Origin of the sequence: Stenotrophomonas sp. As-7 (genome assembly GCF_030291015.1) — a bacterium.
Classification (GTDB): domain Bacteria; phylum Pseudomonadota; class Gammaproteobacteria; order Xanthomonadales; family Xanthomonadaceae; genus Stenotrophomonas; species Stenotrophomonas lactitubi.
This window is the reverse complement of the sequence record NZ_CP127405.1, coordinates 1,342,207-1,361,103: the sequence shown is the minus strand read 5'-3', so window position 1 is coordinate 1,361,103 and position 18,897 is coordinate 1,342,207. Positions and strand designations below refer to the sequence as shown.

Genomic DNA, 18,897 nt, shown 5'->3' with positions numbered 1-18,897 from the left:
GCGCCTTCGTCGAGCCGGAAAAACTAGCACAGGCAGGCTGACCGTTGCCGCATGTGACGTTTGTAGAGCCGAGCCCAGGCTCGGCTGCCCTTTACCGGAAAAGCAGCCGAGCATGGGCTCGGCTCTACAGTACCGGCATCACGCCGCGTCGATGGCCTCGGACAGGCGTTCGACCGCGATCACTTCCATCCCCTTCACCGAGCCGCCCTTGGGCGCATTGGCCTTGGGCACGATGGCGCGCTTGAAGCCGTGGGTCGCCGCCTCGCGCAGGCGGTCCTCGCCGTTGGGTACCGGCCGGATCTCACCGGACAGGCCGACTTCACCGAACGCGATGGTCTTCTCGGCCAGCGGACGGTCCTGCAGCGAGGACAGCACCGCCAGCAGCACCGGCAGGTCGGCGGCGGTCTCCTGCACGCGGATGCCACCAACAACGTTCACGAACACGTCCTGGTCGCCGACCAGCACGCCGCCATGCCGATGCAGCACCGCCAGCAGCATGGCCAGGCGGTTCTGCTCCAGGCCCACCGCCACGCGGCGCGGATTGGACAGCGGCGAGGCGTCGACCAGCGCCTGCACTTCCACCAGCAACGGCCGGGTGCCCTCGCGGGTGACCATCACGCAGCTGCCCGGCTGGTGCGTGCTGGCACCGGACAGGAAGATCGCCGACGGGTTGGAGACTTCCTTCAGGCCCTTGTCGCCCATCGCGAACACGCCCAGTTCGTTGACCGCACCGAAGCGGTTCTTGAAGGCGCGCAGCAGGCGGAAGCGGCTGCCGCTCTCGCCTTCGAAATACAGCACGGCATCGACCATGTGTTCCAGCACCCGCGGGCCGGCGATGCCGCCTTCCTTGGTCACATGGCCGACCAGGAACACCGCGGTTCCGGTTTCCTTGGCGAAGCGCACCAGCCGCGCAGCGCTCTCACGTACCTGGCTGACCGAACCGGGCGCGGCAGTCAGCGTCTCGGTCCACAGCGTCTGTACCGAGTCGGCCACGATCAGCCGCGGCCCGCTCTTGGTGGCGTGCTGCAGGATGGATTCGACACCGGTCTCGGCCAGCGCGTTGACGCCCTCCAGCGGCAGCTCCAGCCGGTGCGCCCGACCGGCCACCTGGGCCAGTGATTCTTCACCGGTGACGTAGAGCACCGGCAGCACCGCGGCCATCTTGGCCACGGCCTGCAGCAGCAGGGTGGACTTGCCGATGCCCGGGTCGCCCCCGACCAGCACCACCGCGCCCTCGACCAGGCCGCCGCCGAGCACGCGGTCGAATTCACCGATGCCGGTGCTGACCCGGTTGTGCTCGGTCTGCGCCACGTCCTTCAACGCGGTGATCTTCGGCGGGTCGATCTTGCCCGCCCAGCCGGCACGTCGTGAGGCAGGCGCCTTGGCCGCCGTCGCGCTCTCAAGGACGATTTCCGACAGCGCGTTCCAGGCGTTGCACTCGGTGCACTGGCCTTGCCACTTGCTGTATTCGGCGCCGCATTCATTGCAGACATACGCGGTGCGGGCTTTGGCCATCGGAGATTTCCTGCAGGGGCAACGAGCGTGGCAGGATAGCCGAGCCGGGTCGCAGCTGCTGCGACCACTCAAGTCCCACCCGCCGGTGCCGATAGCGGTGGCGGGCGTGCGCCTTGCGGGCGCCCCTCCCTTCTCCTCTGGATTCAACATGACTGGTAGTTACAGTCAGAGCCTGGTCGCCATCTCGCTGCTGGTGGCCATGCTGGCATCGTATACCGCGCTCGACATGGCCGGCCGCCTGGCCACGGCCGAGGGCCGGGTCGCACGCTGGTGGCTGGCCGGCGGTGCCGCCGCGATGGGCCTGGGCATCTGGTCGATGCACTTCATCGCGATGCTGGCGTTCAAGCTGCCGATTCCAGTCGGTTACGACCTGGCGATCACCCTGTATTCGCTGGCCGTGTCGATCGGCGCATCGGCCTATGCGCTGTGGCTGGTGTCGCGGCCCAGCCTGCCGCTGCAGCGCCTGGCCGCCGGTGCGGTGCTGATGGGACTGGGTATCGCGGCGATGCACTATCTGGGCATGGCCGCGATGCGGATGCAGCCGGGCATCGACTACCACCCGGGCTGGTTTGCCGCATCGATCGCGGTGGCCATCGGCGCCGCCGGTGCAGCGCTGTGGATCGCCTTCCGGCTGCGCGTCGAGCAACGCAACACGGTGCGCCTGCGGATACTGGCATCACTGGTGATGGGCCTGGCCATCGTCGGCATGCATTACACCGGCATGGCCGCCGCACGCTTCCCGGCAGGCAGCGTCTGCGGCGCGGTCGGCAGCGGCGGCATCGATCCCCGCTGGCTGGCCGTGCTGGTGATCGTGACCACGCTGGCCACGCTGGGCATCGCGTTGGTTGCCTCGTTGTTCGACCGCCAGATGCGCGTGCGCACCGGTCTGCTGGCCGACTCCCTGGCCCACGCCAATGACAAGCTGATCCAGGCGGCACTGCACGATCCACTGACCCAGCTGCCGAACCGCATGCTGCTGCAGGATCGGATCGAGCAGGCCATCGAGAAGGCGCAACGCCGCCAGCAGTCGGTGGCGGTGATGTTCTGCGACCTGGATGGCTTCAAGGCCGTCAACGATGCCTATGGCCACCAGCTGGGTGATCGCCTGCTGGTCGCGGTGGCCCAACGCGTGGGGGCGCAGCTGCGGCCGCAGGACACCCTCGCCCGCCTCGGTGGTGACGAGTTCGTGATCGTGCTGGCCATCGATGCGCCTGACGATGCGGCGGTGGTCGCCGAGCGGGTGATCGCTGCGGCAAGCGAACCCTTCGTGCTGGATGCGGCGGAACTGCAGGTCACCGCCAGCCTGGGCATTGCCCTGTATCCGGACGATGCCGGCGACGAACGCGAGTTGATGGCACATGCCGATGCGGCGATGTACCACACCAAGGAAACCGGGCGGAACGGCTACACCTTCTTCATTCCTTCGATGCAGCTCAGTGCCAACCGCCAGCTGCGCCTGCTGCAGGACCTGCGCAAGGCGATCGCGCGCAACGAACTGCTGCTGCACTACCAGCCGAAATTCCCGGCGGCCGACGCACCGGCCACCGGCGCCGAGGCGCTGCTGCGCTGGCAGCACCCGGAACTGGGCCTGCTGGCACCGGACGTGTTCATTCCCATCGCCGAGCGCAGCGGCCTGATCCTGCCGATCGGCGACTGGGTGCTCGACCAGGCGTGCGCGCAGCTGCGCGCCTGGCATGACGGCGGGCACAGCGACTGGACGATGGCGGTAAACCTGTCGCCGCTGCAGTTCGCCTCGCCGGCCCTGTTGGACAGCGTGCGGTCGGTGCTGGAACGGCATCGCATCGACCCGGCGCGGCTGACCCTGGAGATCACCGAAACCACCGCCATGAAGGATGTCGAAGCCAGCCTGGCGATCCTCAACGATCTGACTGCGATGGGCGTGCACATCGCCATCGACGACTTCGGCACCGGCTATTCCAGCCTGCTGTACCTCAAGCGCATGCCGGCCACCGAGCTGAAGATCGACCGGGCGTTCGTGCATGACCTCGAACGCAACGACGAGGATGCGGCCATCGTGTCCTCGATCATCGCGCTGGGCCGCACCCTGCAGCTGCAGGTGGTGGCCGAGGGCGTGGAGACCCAGGCGCAGCGCGATTACCTGAGTGAGCTGGGCTGCGACCAGCTGCAGGGCTATCACCTTGGACGGCCGATGGACGCCGAGGAGTTCCTGCGCAAGGTGGGGTGAGAGGCAACCGCATCCACGCATGGCGTGGATCTACTGGCTGCCGGCCAGCGGCCGGCACTACCGGACAACGGAAAAAACAGAAAGGCCGCCCGGAGGCGGCCTTTCTGCGTGGCAACGTCGCGAAGACGTCAGTGCATCATGTGCACGTTCATGTTGTGCATGACCCACAGGGTACCGACCACGATGATGCCGATCACCACCACGGTGAAGGCCGCAGCGTTGACGTTCCAGCGGCTCTCCGACGAGCGGTCCAGGTGCAGGAAGAACACCAGGTGGACCAGCATCTGCAGCACCGCGGTGATGGCGATCACCACACCGTTGACGGTGCGCGAGAAATCGCCCGACATCACCATGTAGAACGGGATGACGGTCAGCACCACCGCCAGCACGAAGCCGATCAGGTACGACTTCACGGTGCCGTGGCTTTCGCCGCCGGCGGCGTGGTCGTGTGCATGGTTGTCATGTGCCATTACAGCGCTCCATTGAGGTAGACGACGGAGAACACGCCGATCCAGATCAGGTCCAGGAAGTGCCAGAACAGGCTCAGGCACGCCATGCGGGTCTTGTTGGTCGGGGTCAGGCCGTACTTCTTCAGCTGCACGAACATCACCAGCAGCCACAGCAGGCCGGCGCTGACGTGCAGGCCGTGGGTACCGACGAGGGCGAAGAACGCCGACAGGAAGGCACTGCGGTCCGGACCGTAACCCTGATGGATCAGGTGCTGGAACTCATAGACTTCCATGCACATGAAGCCGAAGCCCAGCAGCCAGGTGATGCCCAGCCACAGGAACATCTGACCGACCTGCTTGCGGTGCATGGCGATCATGCCCAGGCCGAAGGTCAGCGACGAGGTCAGCAGCAGCGCGGTTTCCCACGCCACGAACGGCAGCTCGAACAGGTCCTTCGCGCCGGGGCCACCATCGGTGCCGCCGGCCAGCACCACGTAGGTGGCAAACAGCGAGGCGAAGATGAGGCAGTCGCTCATCAGGTACACCCAGAAACCGAAGACGGTGTTGCCGCCGGTGTCGTGGTGCTCGTGGTCGTCATGGCCATGGGCCGCCGCGTGTGCGGCGTGCCCGTGGTTCACGGTGGAGGTATTGGTGCTCATGCCTTCAGCTCCGACTTCACCAGGCCCTGGGCTTCCAGGTGCTTGCGGTGTTCGTTCTCGATGCGTTCCACCTCGGCAGCCGGGACCCAGTAGTCCACGTCCTGGTCGAAGGTGCGGTAGATGAACGTGGCGATCATGCCGACGAAGCCGAGGATGGCCAGCCACCAGATGTGCCAGATCATCGCAAAGCCGAACACCATGCTGAAGGCGCCGATGACAACGCCGGTGCCGGTGTTGCGCGGCATGTGGATGTCGGTGTACTTGGCCGGCTTCGGCCAGGCTTCACCACGCTGCTTGCGCTCCCAGAAATCGTCCAGCTCGGTGACTTCCGGCAAGGTGCCGAAGTTGTAGAAGGCCGGCGGCGAAGAGGTTTCCCACTCCAGCGTACGGGCATCCCACGGGTCGCCGGTCAGGTCGGCAGTCTTCTTGCGGTCGCGGATCGACACGGCCACCTGGATGATCTGGCACAGGATGCCGGCACCCACGATGAAGGCGCCAACAGCGGCAACCAGCAGGAACGGCTCGTAGGCCGGGTTGACGGTGCTCTGCAGACGACGGGTCATGCCCATGAAGCCCAGCACGTACATCGGCATGAAGGTCACATAGAAGCCGATGAACCAGCACCAGAACGCGCACTTGCCCCAGAACTCATTGAGGCGGAAGCCGAACATCTTCGGCCACCAGTAGGTGATGCCGGCGAACATGCCGAACACCACGCCGCCGATGATGACGTTGTGGAAGTGGGCGATCAGGAACAGGCTGTTGTGCAGCACGAAGTCGATGGCCGGGATCGCCAGCATCACGCCGGTCATGCCGCCGATGGTGAAGGTGACCATGAAGCCGATGGTCCACAGCACGGGCGTGGTGAACTGCACGCGACCGCGGAACATGGTGAACAGCCAGTTGAAGATCTTCACGCCGGTGGGGATGGAGATGATCATCGTCGTGATGCCGAAGAAGGCATTGACGTTGGCACCCGAGCCCATGGTGAAGAAGTGGTGCAGCCACACGATGAACGACAGCACGCCGATGCAGGCGGTGGCGTAGACCATGCCCTTGTAACCGAACAGGGCCTTGCGCGAGAAGGTCGCGATGACCTCGGAGAACACGCCGAAGGCCGGCAGCACCAGGATATAGACTTCCGGGTGACCCCAGATCCAGATCAGGTTGATGTACAGCATGGCGTTGCCGCCACCGTCATTGGTGAAGAAGTGCGTACCCAGGTAACGGTCAAGGGTCAGCAGCACCAGGGTGATGGTCAGCACCGGGAAGGCGGCGACGATCAGCACGTTGGTCACCAGCGCGGTCCAGGTGAAGACCGGCATCTGCATGAGCTTCATGCTCGGGGTGCGCATCTTGAGGATGGTGATGAAGAAGTTGATACCACTCAACGTGGTACCCAGACCCGCCACCTGTAGTCCCCATATGTAGTAGTCCATACCTACATTGTTGCTGTACTCGATGCCCGACAATGGCGGGAAGGCCAGCCAGCCGGTGGCGGCGAATTCACCGATCCACAGCGACAGCATGATCAGCACCGCGCCGGACACGAACAGCCAGAAGCTGAGCGAGTTGACGAACGGGAACGCGACGTCGCGCGCGCCGATCTGCAGCGGCACGGCCAGGTTCATCAGGCCGGTGATCAACGGCATCGCCACGAAGAAGATCATGATCACGCCGTGGGCGGTGAAGATCTGGTCGTAGTGGTGCGGCGGCAGGTAACCCTCGGACCCGCCGACGGCGATGGCCTGCTGGGTACGCATCATGATCGCGTCGGAGAAACCGCGCAGCAGCATGACGAAGGCGACGATGATGTACATCACGCCGATCTTCTTGTGATCCACCGAGGTGAACCACTCCTTCCACAGATAGCCCCACAGCTTGAACTTGGTGATCAGGGCGACGACGCCCAGGCCACCAAGGATCGCGCCGACCAGGGTGGTCAGCACGATCGGATCGTGGGGGATCGACTCAAGAGAGAGTTTTCCCAACATGTTCATTCTCCCGAACCCATGTGGCCTTCATGGCCAGCGTGTTCGTGTTCTTCGGTGGCATCCAGGTTCTTCCCGGATTCCTTGGCATCATGCGCGTCGCTCGGGGCGTGCCCCTCGTGCGCTTCATGGCTGGACGCATCGGCAGCAGCGGCACCGGCGTGGGAATGCTTCATGCCGTAATGCTTGTTGTCGCCCATGTGCTTGGCGATGACCCAGTCGAACAGGTTGTCTTCAACCTTGCCGAAGTAGGTGACCGGGTACCACTCGGAATTCTTCGCTTCGCCCAGCGCCTTGAACGAGGTCTTGTCCAGGGTCTGCTCGCCGGCACGGACCTGGTCCAGCCACTGGCGGTACTGCGCGTCGGTGACCGAGTAGGCAGTGAAATGCATCTTGGCGAAGCCTGCACCGCTGTAGTGCGAGGACATGCCCGGGAACTCACCCAGTTCGTTGGCGATCAGGTGGAGCTTGGTCTCCATCGCCGCCATCGAATAGATCATGCTGCCCAGGTGCGGGATGAAGAACGCATTCATCACCGTATCGGAGGTGATCTCGAAGTTCAGCGGGGTGTTGACCGGGAACTTGATCTCGTTGACGACCGCGACCTTCTCTTCCGGATAGATGAACAGCCACTTCCAGTCCAGCGAGATCGCCTGGATGGTGACCGGCTTGACGTCCGATTCCAGGGGCTTGTACGGATCCAGCGCATGCGAGGACCGCCAGGTCAGCACCGCCAGGACCAGCACGATCATGCAGGGGATCGACCACACCACCACCTCGATCGCCGTCGAGTGGGACCACTTCGGCTCGTAGCGGGCCTTGGTGTTGGAGGCGCGATACTTCCACGCGAAGGTCAGGGTCATGATGATGACCGGGATGACGACCAGCAGCATGAGCACGGTGGCCGTGATCAGCAGTGTCTTTTCATCCTGGCCGATCTGGCCCTTCGGACTGAGGATGGCCACGGCATCGCAGCCGGTGAGCATCACCAGCAATGCGAGCAGCAAGCCCGGGCGCAACCAGCGCCCAAGGGTTTTCAACGGAATCATCGGTCGATCCAATTGCGAGGGAATGCCGTTCCCCGTCCTGCCCGCACCGGCCAAAGCCGGGCCCACCCGTCCAGAAGACAGGCAGGTAAGGTGGGGTCGAGTCAGCCCTTCAATTTTAGGCCGTCACCCACCATTTAAGAAAGGCATTGACAATGATCAGGCGCAGGAAAGGCCCGGATCTGGCTGCGACACGTTGTCGCACCGCGCGCAGCGCGCCCCTGTTGCGGGCGCTGGGGACCAGATTCGGCAAAGCAAGCTGAACATGCTCAGGCTACCTGAAGTGCATGTCTGCCGCACCGAGACTGGATGACAGACGCCTCGTCCTGGCAAAGATGCCTTATGAACGCCCTGCTCCGCTGGCTCAGCACGCCCGCCCTGCGCCGCACGCTTTCCGTGCTGGGCGCCACGCTGGTGGTGCTGCTGGCCTGCAACCCGGAACTGGCGCCGCTGCTGGCGGTGCTGGATGTGTTGGGGCTGGACGTGCTGGCGCTGCTGCTGGGTGCGCAACTGCTGGCCACTCTGCCCTGGCTGCGACTGCAGGTTGACCGCGGGCTGCGGGGCGCTGGGCGGCTGGCCTGCGGCGCGGTGGCCGGGGCGGCAGGCGGTTATCTGCGGCAGCTCGGGCCGTTCTGTCGTGATCGCCTCGGGTTGGGCCGTGGGGTCGGCCGTGCTGGCTGACGCGTTCGACGTTGGCTGCGCCGACCGCTGAAATGGGCCTGATGAGCACCGAGCCTTGCCGGCTAAGCGTTTCGGCCTGCGGGCCGCCGTGCCAAAATGCACCCGAAGCGTAAGGCAGCCCTGCGTTGACGGAATCTGCCCTTGGCAGCCCACGGCGGGGTATGCACACCATGGCATGCCACTGAAAACGAGTGGCCGGGTCGGCAAACCCGAGGATCGATGGTTGTTTACGCTTGTCAGCCGGCGTCACCTCTGCGTGGCGCCGGCTGGCAATCCGTTCGCGTTCCATGGCGGGCGGTGCGTGGGGGTGCGTGCTTGCATGCGCCCGCCGGTTCCCATCGATCACCGGTTTTTGCCGCCACGCATCGTCCGCCACCTCCCCCGGTGGCGCTGCTGTCTGTCCTGCACGGAGCACTGCCATGCACGCATCGGAATATCTTGACCTCAACGCCCGCCATGACCCGGCCAATGCCGAGGGCGTGGGCGAGCCTGGAGCGGACCCCACCGCCTTCGTCTCCACGTTGCGCAGCATCCAGGCCGGAGCCGCCGCCGATGGGCGCCCGTGGCCGGAAACCCACCTGCGGCCTGGGCGCCGCATGCAACTGGCCGATGCCGACTGCGCGCTGGCCGGCCTGACTGTGGTGCAGGAAATGCTGTTGGCGGCGGAACGCACCCGGCAGAACGGCCCTTCCCACGAATACGTAGGCGAGCGCGCGATGGAGGGCATGATGATGGCCTGCCTGGCCCTTACCGCACAGGTCACTGCCTGCCTGCATGTGCGCAGCTAGTGCGCGGCCGGTTCGGCAGGCGGGCGCTGGCGTGGGCCGCCGTATTGATGATCGCGGTGCTGGGCCCGGTGGTCGCACACAGCTATCGGCCGGAGGCACGCATCAACGTCACGACCTATCGGGAGTTTTCCGATCTGGAGTTTCTGCAGCTGCAGGAAGACCTGCGCGTGCGGTTGCGGCGGGAAAGCGTGGCCGGCATGCCGGAATTCAACATGGTCAGCGCGGCGACGTATTTTGAGATCCACCAGGATGGCGAGCCCGTCATTCTGGTGGACAACTCGGCAGGCCGTCTGTTGGTGATCGCGTTCGGGGAATAGCGCGGGTTGGTTTCGGAGTGCCTTCGGACGTGTAGGCAAGGTTTGGACTTCAGGCCGAGGCCGATGTCCGACACGCATCAACGGTGGGTTGATACGGAAGGCGTCGATCAATCCCCCAGCATGACGCCAGCGCTTTAGTTGTGCGTCGGATCGGGACAATGCAAGACGTGCGGCGTTCCCGCGTTGCCAGCCATGGGCTGGCACTACTGAAGCAGCGGGTCAGCGGCCCTGCCGGCCCAAAAAAGCCCCGACCAAGGCCGGGGCTTTCTGCTGTATCTGGTGCCGGAAATAGGAATCTAACCTACGACCTACGCATTACGAACCCAGATTAGTGAACCTTGAGAGTGATCTCAGCAGCCTACTCTGCGAAAAATGGCCAACCTAGACCGGCCACGCTAGCATGGACTAACCAAAAGAGCATGTCAGAAGCATTCGCGAATTACCCCAGACGCATTCAGTCGACCCATACGCCCCATAAGCGCCACCTAAGCCGCCGACTCACCATCAATTGCTACGAGCAATGACGAATGAGCGCAGCCAACCCGCATTCGAGCCTCCACAATCAATGCAATCTTGATGCGACATAGACCACATCCGCTTTTTCCAGCATCCCCTGTTCACCCAAACGCTCAAGAATAACCTTCAGGAGGCCAACATACTTACTCTCCGCACCCAACCCCCCCCTTAACCTCCACCTGAGCGAACTATGCTTAAAGAGACTGATCTGATTTAGCAAATCACCCCGAACTGAAAATACATCCCACAGCACTCCCGTAATTCGATCAAAAAGCAAATTAGAGCCGTCGGAATGAAGCACCTGATAGCCTTCGAGGAGAATGTTGAACGTCGCATCATCAACATTTCCTACTGCGTCCAACTGAAGCCGAGCAAGACGCACCGAAGCCCTGATGCAGTTATAAGAATCACGCCCCACCCGCGCGTCATACTGGACCTCGCGCAGAATTTTTTGCGCTTGCTCACTATCCATGCCCTCAGCCCTGTCGAGAAGTATATTTCGAACAAGAACCCCATATTTGTTCTTCCTAGCCTTCCTTTCAATAGAGACTACTTGGCGATCCGAGCCCCCATCGAGACGAATAATAAGCGCCTGTGATTGCAGTGCGGTACCTGACTCCGGATCCGCATCAATGGCCTTTTTGGCATGAAGCCTTGCATCGTCAGTGTGACCCAATGAATTATGGCACTCCGCACTACAGTAATGAAAGCTCTGCCTAGACGCCCTGGTCAAACCTGCCGTATTTACATCCGAAAGTGCCGCCAGAGATTCTTCGTGCCTGCCAGACATCCTCAGCGACTTTGCGAGCAAGCAGGCGAGCTCATCACACTCCGCCTTACTGGCAGCAGCACGCAGAACCGGCAGGGTTTCCTCTAGGAATGCAACATTAGATCTAAAATGATCACCTTTCTCCAGAGCGGACGCGTACAGGTAAGTCAACCGCGAACATGTAGCAATGGCGCGCGGCTCCCCCTCTTGAATTGCCGAACGGACTGCACGGTTAACCATGGCCGATGCATTCACAATCTTCCATCCGGGGCACGTTGCCGCATCAATGCGTACTCGTGAGGAAGACATCCCCTTGGTAGACCACTCCACCCCGAAGTAGGCTTCCAGCGCCCTTGTGCCGTTCCTCGAGAACTCCCCAGTAGACATCAAGCCAAGTAGAACATCACGCACAGGGATTGGAACAAAAAGCACCTTATCGACCTGGCCTGCTAATGTGGCCACCTCTGAGACATCCAGAAGTGCGAGCCGACGCAACTCCTTAGCATCATGGGCATGGAACCCCTTGGCCCCATTAAATCTCCTAACAGACTCAAATGTCTCACCCTTAGGAAACATTGCAAGCGCTGAAAGCATTTCAAATAATCTACGAAAATGAGGATCATCTCGGATTCGAATAAGCTCAGTCTCGATAACAGGAGAAACGCCCTTCAGCTCTCGATCAGATGCGAACTCAAGATCCGGATTTAGCGAGGCCAGATCGGCGACACCAAACATTTCGAAGTCGTCGAGAAGCGAATCCATCCGGTACGCACTCCCCCCCGAATGTCGAAATATGCTCTCTAAAGAGTGCTCGTCCAACGATTCATACCGCCCATTGCGCCACGCTCGAATATACGCAGCACCATCGATTTCATCCAGCAACTTCAATGCCACTTCGCCGATGGCAGGATCGGGCCCCGAATGCCGGCTACGAACCACAACCATCAGCGTTGGACAAAAATCACATACCACATCTATAACCGACTTTATCTGCGACACCTCTCCCCTACCCGGCCGCGGCGTTGCAATGTCATCAAGAAGAAGAATTGCAGAAGGGACTGACGACAAAGCTACGCAGACCTCTTCCAATGATGCACCACACGCATCCGCAATGCTCCCGGTGATGCTGTCGAGATCCGCCCATACATCGCATTCAATATGATAATAAATCGAACCGACAGCTAAATCATCTGCGATAGAAGCCAGGAAGCTGTCCCCCCCCATTCCCCAATCAGCGGTCAGCCACAGTTGTCTACACGACTTCAAGATGCCAGTAGCCCTCTCACGCTCAACCTTACGGACCACGTTCCAGGCACCAGGATCCGGGAGAGACCGCCTCATACCAAGAATGACGTTCGAATCTATCGACTCTGAGATGATCTTTGTTAAAGACCCGGGGGTCTTTGTCGCACCCTCCCGGTGGCGGACGGGAATCCTGAGACAATGATCGCGACCGATGCCAACCGCCTGATCCGGGACAAGCTTATGCTCACCACCCGCGATAGTGGTGCCCAACCGAGGGAACAAGGAAACTTCGGGCGAACCATCACCCTTACTGTAAGAGAGCAAGGAGTAGCCGTGGCGTCTTTCTATCTGACGAACCCCTACCTTCTCTAGCCCAAAGAGCGACGATGCCTGCAACGTGCGACGTATCGTGCCGCCTCCCTGCTGCTGAGCCGTGATCAAGTGCTCATGCATGTGGCCGTGCAGATGAAAGTCAAACCGCGTATGCGTATCAATTTCCGAGCGCCATTGCGCCCTGCTTCTTTCATGTAGCCAATCGAGTGGATGGTGTGTAACCAAAAGCGTCAGATCATGGCTGTCACCCCAGCTATCTGGATCAGCGCAGACGCCAAGCAATTGACGCGCATCAACATGCAGACGCCCCTTTGCATCGTCGGCAGACAACTGAAGCCATGCTGAATTCAGCCCCACCAATCCAATACTGATACCACCTAGATCAACGGAGCTTGCAGCATCACCCGGAAGAAGGCCAGGCTTCAATTTCAGCTGAGGTATTCGACTGTTCCGTTGCCACTCCATGTACCCCGAAAACACACTGTTAATTGTCTCTATGTACCCCCCTGTCCCCCCAAACAGATGGATCGCAGGATCCTCATCATCCCACCAATGCGAAAATGCCTTTTCATGCATAGAACCGGCAACCGGACGTGAGAGGTCATGATTTCCCGGCACACTGAAGAGAGCTGGCCCAAAGCCGATCTTGTCAAAGATCTCCCAAACCTCCTGAAGAAATGACTCGAGCGATTCATATTCTTCACGCCTACCAGACTGGACAAGGTCTCCACTAAAGACCACTAAATCCCAGCCTCCGGCCAAGTCCGCGACCTCCTTAAAATCGTCGAAAAGCGCCTTCTTGTAGGCGGGCATAAGTACCTTTTGAAGGCCCATACCCTGATGAAGATCACTGATGTGCAGAATTCGCGCAGTATCCATTCTCTCTGCCATTTGGGCGTTGTCCACCAATCATCTTACCAACCCCGAACTGTGACGTGTGGCCAGGATAGGGCAATCAACACACACCTACCCATCACCATCGTGACTCAAAAGCCAAAGCACCTATAGCCACTAATGGATCCGCCAACCCCGCGAGCTTCGCAGTACTGATGCAGCTACTCATGGCACCACAGATGGCCGGACGCCCTTTGGGAACAACGACTTAGCCAACCCCAACTGGCAGCCAGGGTGCCGATAAGTGCCTTGTAAGGCGAGGAGCAGTCACTTTGAGCTGATTCCGGCCCGTGAACCACCCTGGGAAAGCCAGGTAGGGCTCACGCCTGCTTTCAAGGCGGACAGCGGCTTGTGGTGTACGCCCCCCGGAACCGAACCTACGTGTAGTACCTCTCATTGACGTTGCGGTTGCAGGCGAGACACTTTCGATATGCATCAAAACGCCCAGGACGCTCCCGTCCCAGCAAGCCACCGCATTCGCAAACCAAAGCGCTGCGCCCTTGATCCCAGCGCCAAAGCCTTAGAGTAGCGGCAAGTGCAAGGGTGACCGATACCGCGATAGCCAACGCCGGGACCCATCGCACCATCGCATACACCCCTGCAAGCACCGGACTCTCCCGGAGCGTCCCCAACGGCAGCATCAGCAACAATCCTAGCGCCAAAGCCCCAAGTGCGGGCGCATACATCCTTACCATCATCCACGTCCAACGATCCATGTAGCCGTCCCGGTGATTGTTTTACGCATCCTTGAGCATATCGGTCGCAGGGGATGAGACTTGAAGGGCACACATTTTTTACCGCCCTTACAAGGCCGAACACCACCGTACGCTTCATATATGGCCACCATGTCTTGCGACTGCAGGCACCGGCTCATACACCGCCGCCCGAGTCCTGCGTGCTGAACTCAGGCAGCATGCGCTTTAGTAGCGCTTAGCATGGAGCAGACGGCAGCATTCCTTGCGCTCGCGAAAGTGACGATCAGCCCTGCCCGCACTGGCACCTGGTCGGCAGAGACAGACTTGCGCTATCAATGCTTGAACCACAACTGCATCACCCAGATCTCCGGCTAATGATCACGTCACATAGGCTCGGTATGACGCGGATCGGCAGCAGCGTTGCATACATGGCAGAGGCCGCAAGGGCATGCAGAGCTCCCGAGACAGGGTCCTAACGGACGGGAAACCGGTGCGCCTCTAGAAGGCCAGAGGATCGGCTACGAGGGATCCAGCCTTTCAAGCTCCAGCGACCAGCCATCTCCACTCGGTAGACCCCAGAATCCATTTTTCAAGCTCCTTACCTTGTTAGTGAAATCTAGCGCAAGGCACAAGCAACCTCCCGGGAGGGATCACCCACTCGGCGCATCGCCCGCGAACTTCGGCAACAAATACTCAAACGGGAGAAGGACGCCGCAATGATAAAAGTGCTACCAGAGAAGCCCCGTAAAGCCAGCAGCGCTGTCTAGAGCCTTATTCTCCACTAGACCGTCAGATCTAAGGATCACTGAATTTACTCCATCGACCAGAGTGAGCAACTCCTTCCAGCCGTTATCCGGCGCCAACTCATATTGACTGTGGGCCAGCGTATCTCTCAACACCTCCACGTCTCTAAGGAATCGCTCGCAGGCCGCCTTAGATTCAAAACCCAGCTGTTCTCGTATTCCAATGGACTTACTAACCAGAGTCCTTTTGTCACACATCTGCAGGCACTGAATCAACGATACATCCTGACCCAGCGCCACGCGCTTTTGCCTAACTTCAACAGCCATGCCCAACCTCCCCTCAGTCAAGGCCTGCTGCCAGTCGCCGTCGGAGTAAGTGTGAGCGACCCAAAAGCTAAGATGCATCTCCAGCAGCGAGATAAGCCCGAAGATGTATACGCGAACAATTGGCTTATTTAAGTCCGCCCATGTAAGGATGGCAGATATATCACCCAATGTTCGTACAAACAAGAATGGATCCTTTCCTAGGCATTCAAGAACAAACTGCAATGACACCTCATCATCGATGACCGTCGCAGCGGTTAGGGGATGGAGATGCGCCTGCACTGATCCACTGGACAGCTCTTCAACTCTCACGAAGCCGGTAACCGGACCATCTTCAGCATCTCGAACTCCAGAAACGGAAAAATCGAGACGACTCAGTTCATTCTGCATCTGATCTGCGGGCGCTCCCGAAGCACAACATTTTAGGGGCTCACAGATATCCCTCGCCATGATCCTCAGGCCCAGCGCGTCGTTGAAATCTGCAAGCCTCGTGCCGTGGCGACGATATCCAGTCACAGGCGACGTCCACAGTTCATAGCCCATCCAAGCCCCCCCCCCTTTAGCTCTAATCGGAGTCAGAGTACCAGTTGATCAAACCGATCATTCAATATGGTTCTCGAGGCATCGTAGTGCATCGCCGTCGTTGACTTGACCAGGGTCTCCAAGTCCGCATCGTCAAGCACGATCATGTAGCCGCGCCCATCTTTTGCGGCATCTCGGCACATAGCATCAATCTTCTTGCGATCACTAACCGCACGGCAAATTAGAATACCAACTTGCCCTCCGGATTTTGAGAACCGCCCAGACAATTGGTCGAGCTCAGGATTCTTAACATCCTCTGTGTAATTTTTGAATTCAACGAAGACGTAAGGCGCGGTGTAGTGCTTTGAAAGCCAACTGAAGAAGCCTGCCGTGGCTGAGTTTGAAAACCGGAGATCGACAATCTTCCGCCCCTGATTGATTGGGGCTTGGCGCACAGGGTGTATGAGAGACGGGTAAAGCAAGGCCGAAAGGAGGCCTTCGACAGCTCGCTCATAGTCGTGGGCACGCGCTCTTCCAGGAGGGACAGCTACCACATCCTTATAGAGATCGTACAGTTGAACGTTCGGAACGTTCTCAATCTCTGCAAACGCACTATTGCTTATCGGTGGTGAAGGATCTGCCGCTTTCGCCTTTTTATACTTGGCGAGGACATCAGGATTGTCCTCCGTCAATTTTGCTACAGCATCTTTGTTTTTGCCATAGTGCCTCATCAAAGCGGTCTTCGTAACCCTTCGCTTCTTACTCTTCAGCACTTCCACCAGACCAGATCCACTGGCCAAGTGTTGCTTCTGTAGTTCCGGCAACAAATAGTGCCGATAGTAGGCTCCAGCGTCGTAAGCACCCGCGAGTCGAACAATCGACTTTGGGACCAACACGAGACTCTCGCCCTTCGGCATCGGAAGCTCTACATGCCTCGCCACCCAGTTTTGCGCTTGCATGTCCCAGCAGGGGCCTGACGAAACATTTGCGACCATAGGAATGCCGTAATACCGGCACATGTCTTGAGTGTACTCAATCAGCGGTGCTCGGATTATGTTGCAGACCGCATCAGAGATCATGTCAGCACCCACGCCTTCGATGAGAAGGGCAGTATCTTCCAAATCAGAGAGCACGCCAGACTTCGCGGCTTTGCTTGTCAGAAGTGACTCCCACACTGAGCCTGCAGATCCCTTGCCGAATGCGTGGCCACGCGACTCACCAGATGAATATCCAAGATGAAAATCATTTCTTTCATTCAACGAACCAAGTAGCGAGACAGCCCTAGCTTTTTCGCCCTTTTTCACCGCACTGAGAACATTGCTAAAGAAGTTCTGAAGGAGTGCCACGCACTCACTAGACCACGGAGTGTCCATTGCCCGAATTGCCGTGGGCTCCACAAAAACTGGAAGATCTGTATCCAAAGGAACGTCAACGAAATCAAGCTCGGCCTGCTTTCGTTTTAGCTTGTACTTCTGAGATACGCGCATCCTATCCCCCCCTGTGCTGGCTTCACTGCCAAGGCGGAACGTACCTCATCAAGGACTACCTTGCTACTACCATGCGAAGTCGCCGAGATACCGGGAGGAGGCTCGATCAGTGAGGCAGTTAGGCGCTTCCATGTAAGTTGGAATGAAGCCAAGTGATCAGGATCAACCCGCTCTATTCGCGTGGACGCGAACCATCCGCAATAGAGAACATGAGCGTCGACCGATGATCGGCTTGCTGTAGGCGGACGCGAGGTTTGCGAAATGCGGACACTTGGTTTGATGCCGGCTCAAACGGGCGAAACTGGGGCTTAGAACGCTCTTCAATCCGCCATTGAACCGGTTTCGCAGGGGCCCATCCCGGCCGCCCGCAGCCCACGTCGCAGCCTTCGCGACGGCGAACCGTATCCTGACGCCATGCCGCTGCCCCCGGACTTCTACTGGACAAGACGCTCTGCCAGCCGGGTCGAGGACCCGCTGACGGTGATTGCCTGCGAAGGTGAATGGGTCGTTGCCATGTTCCAGCGGGTGAACGACGGGATCTGGATTGCCTCCCTGGACCGCCATCGGAACGGACCAGGCGGGCCCTCGCGGGTGTGCACCAGCTACGAGCAGGGACGGACAGGCGCCGAGCTGTGGGTGGTCAGGCACCAAGGCCGCCTGCGCGAGGATGTTGCGAAGATCACCACGTGGCGCGAGGCCGTGAGAGCGAACAGGCTGGCCAAGGCATCGCTCCCTCCGCCCTTCGATTGGATGGAGTAGGCCGCGAAGCGTCCGTTGCGACAGGGGCGCCGGCATCCGGCGCCCCTTGCCTTTGACTACAGCAGCGAGGCCTGCCTGTCGTCCCAGCTCTTGATGATCAGCTCACCGAATGCCTTGTCCCGACCGTTGCCCCCGCCGATGGTGTAGTTCAGCTGCAGCGGCACCAGGTCGAACCCAGCGAACGCCTGGCGTACATCTGGGTGGTCGTTGATCGAAACCACCACCTTGCCCTTGATCGAGCGCATCAGCTCCGCCATGGCCAGGTATTGATCGAACGGGAAGTCCACCCCGTAGCCCTCGGTCTCCCAGTACGGCGGGTCGAGATAGAACAGTGTCTCCGGCCGGTCGTATCGCAGGATGCACTCCTGCCAGGGCAGCCGCTCGATGACTACGTTGGCGAGGCGCAGATGCACCGCGCTCAGCTCTTCCTCAATCCGTAGCAGATTGAGCCGGGGACCTTGGCCGGACGCTACGAGGCCGAAAGACTGTCCTTCGACCTTCCCGCCGAAGGAAAGCTTCTGCAGGTAGTAGAACCGCGCGGCCCGCTGGATGTCTGTCAGCGTCTCGGGGCGCTCCATCGTTGCCCACTCAAACATCTGGCGGCTCACCAAGGACCAGCGGAACATGCGGACGAACTCTTCCAGGTGGTGGCGCACGCAACGATAGAGGGTGACCAGGTCACTGTTGATGTCGTTGAGGACCTCCAGGCGCGCCGGAACCGGCCGCATCAGGAGAGCCGCTGCGCCGCCTGCGAAGGCCTCGACATAGGTGTCGTGGTTCGGGAAATGGGGATACAGGTGCTTGATCAGGCGGCGCTTGCCGCCAGGCCAAGGGAAAATCGGTAAGGGCATGTCTCACTCTGTGCGATAGGTGGTGGCCACAATTGCCCAGTCCTCGCGAGGGCGCAGGGTCTTGGCCAAGTTCACGCGGCACAACGCGTGTATGAGGCGGGGGGCGG

At 60.2% G+C, this 18,897-nt stretch carries 14 protein-coding genes; 5 read left to right on the top strand and 9 right to left on the bottom strand.

What is annotated here, in order from left to right:
- Positions 1-138: 138 nt before the first annotated feature.
- Positions 139-1,515 carry a DNA repair protein RadA gene (radA, locus tag QP457_RS06345; RefSeq protein ID WP_100551874.1) on the bottom strand — a complete coding sequence of 459 codons (1,377 nt, stop codon included), beginning with the start codon at positions 1,513-1,515 and terminating at the stop codon, positions 139-141.
- A gap of 148 nt (positions 1,516-1,663) precedes the next feature.
- On the opposite strand from radA, the gene QP457_RS06340 reads away from it, so the two are divergent.
- Complete coding sequence (locus QP457_RS06340) at positions 1,664-3,721, top strand: bifunctional diguanylate cyclase/phosphodiesterase (RefSeq protein ID WP_180163997.1); 2,058 nt, start codon at positions 1,664-1,666, stop codon at positions 3,719-3,721.
- Positions 3,722-3,849: 128 nt separating this feature from the next.
- On the opposite strand, the gene cyoD is transcribed toward QP457_RS06340, so the two are convergent.
- From cyoD to cyoA, 4 genes are read right to left on the bottom strand one after another with little or no spacing between them, the layout of a single operon-like run.
- Entirely contained in the window at positions 3,850-4,191 is a 342-nt protein-coding gene (gene cyoD / locus QP457_RS06335) for a cytochrome o ubiquinol oxidase subunit IV (RefSeq protein ID WP_025873831.1), read from the bottom strand.
- Positions 4,191-4,829 carry a cytochrome o ubiquinol oxidase subunit III gene (gene cyoC / locus QP457_RS06330; protein WP_099821051.1) on the bottom strand — a complete coding sequence of 213 codons (639 nt, stop codon included), beginning with the start codon at positions 4,827-4,829 and terminating at the stop codon, positions 4,191-4,193. The genes cyoD and cyoC overlap by 1 nt, the downstream gene beginning before the upstream one ends.
- Entirely contained in the window at positions 4,826-6,823 is a 1,998-nt protein-coding gene (gene cyoB / locus QP457_RS06325; RefSeq protein WP_205404912.1) for a cytochrome o ubiquinol oxidase subunit I, read from the bottom strand. The genes cyoC and cyoB overlap by 4 nt, the downstream gene beginning before the upstream one ends.
- Positions 6,824-6,825: 2 nt before the next feature.
- Positions 6,826-7,869 carry a ubiquinol oxidase subunit II gene (cyoA, locus tag QP457_RS06320; RefSeq protein WP_205404913.1) on the bottom strand — a complete coding sequence of 348 codons (1,044 nt, stop codon included), beginning with the start codon at positions 7,867-7,869 and terminating at the stop codon, positions 6,826-6,828.
- 339 nt (positions 7,870-8,208) lie between these two features.
- Between cyoA and QP457_RS06315 the strand changes: the two genes are divergently transcribed.
- The 3 genes from QP457_RS06315 to QP457_RS06305 all read left to right on the top strand — a co-directional run bounded on the left by QP457_RS06315 (position 8,209) and on the right by QP457_RS06305 (position 9,652).
- A complete protein-coding gene (locus tag QP457_RS06315; protein ID WP_240196488.1) occupies positions 8,209-8,547 on the top strand; it encodes a hypothetical protein in 339 nt (112 codons plus the stop codon).
- A gap of 419 nt (positions 8,548-8,966) precedes the next feature.
- Positions 8,967-9,335 (top strand): hypothetical protein, encoded by a 369-nt coding sequence (locus QP457_RS06310; protein ID WP_205404915.1) that lies wholly within the window; start codon positions 8,967-8,969, stop codon positions 9,333-9,335.
- A gap of 47 nt (positions 9,336-9,382) precedes the next feature.
- Positions 9,383-9,652 (top strand): hypothetical protein, encoded by a 270-nt coding sequence (locus QP457_RS06305; RefSeq protein WP_205404916.1) that lies wholly within the window; start codon positions 9,383-9,385, stop codon positions 9,650-9,652.
- A gap of 562 nt (positions 9,653-10,214) precedes the next feature.
- Here the strand turns inward: QP457_RS06305 and QP457_RS06300 are convergent.
- From QP457_RS06300 to QP457_RS06290, 3 genes are all read right to left on the bottom strand, one after another.
- Positions 10,215-13,394, bottom strand: a complete 3,180-nt coding sequence (locus QP457_RS06300; protein WP_275890619.1) for a metallophosphoesterase — start codon at positions 13,392-13,394, stop codon at positions 10,215-10,217.
- A 1,438-nt stretch (positions 13,395-14,832) separates the two neighbouring features.
- Entirely contained in the window at positions 14,833-15,714 is an 882-nt protein-coding gene (locus tag QP457_RS06295) for a hypothetical protein (RefSeq protein WP_286041334.1), read from the bottom strand.
- A gap of 32 nt (positions 15,715-15,746) precedes the next feature.
- Entirely contained in the window at positions 15,747-17,180 is a 1,434-nt protein-coding gene (locus tag QP457_RS06290; RefSeq protein ID WP_205404919.1) for a hypothetical protein, read from the bottom strand.
- Between the two features lie 414 nt (positions 17,181-17,594).
- On the opposite strand from QP457_RS06290, the gene QP457_RS06285 reads away from it, so the two are divergent.
- A complete protein-coding gene (locus QP457_RS06285) occupies positions 17,595-17,939 on the top strand; it encodes a hypothetical protein (RefSeq protein WP_205404920.1) in 345 nt (114 codons plus the stop codon).
- Positions 17,940-17,995: 56 nt separating this feature from the next.
- On the opposite strand, the gene QP457_RS06280 is transcribed toward QP457_RS06285, so the two are convergent.
- Positions 17,996-18,790, bottom strand: coding sequence for a DNA adenine methylase (locus QP457_RS06280; protein ID WP_205404921.1), 795 nt, complete (start codon positions 18,788-18,790; stop codon positions 17,996-17,998).
- Between the last annotated feature and the right edge of the window lie 107 nt (positions 18,791-18,897).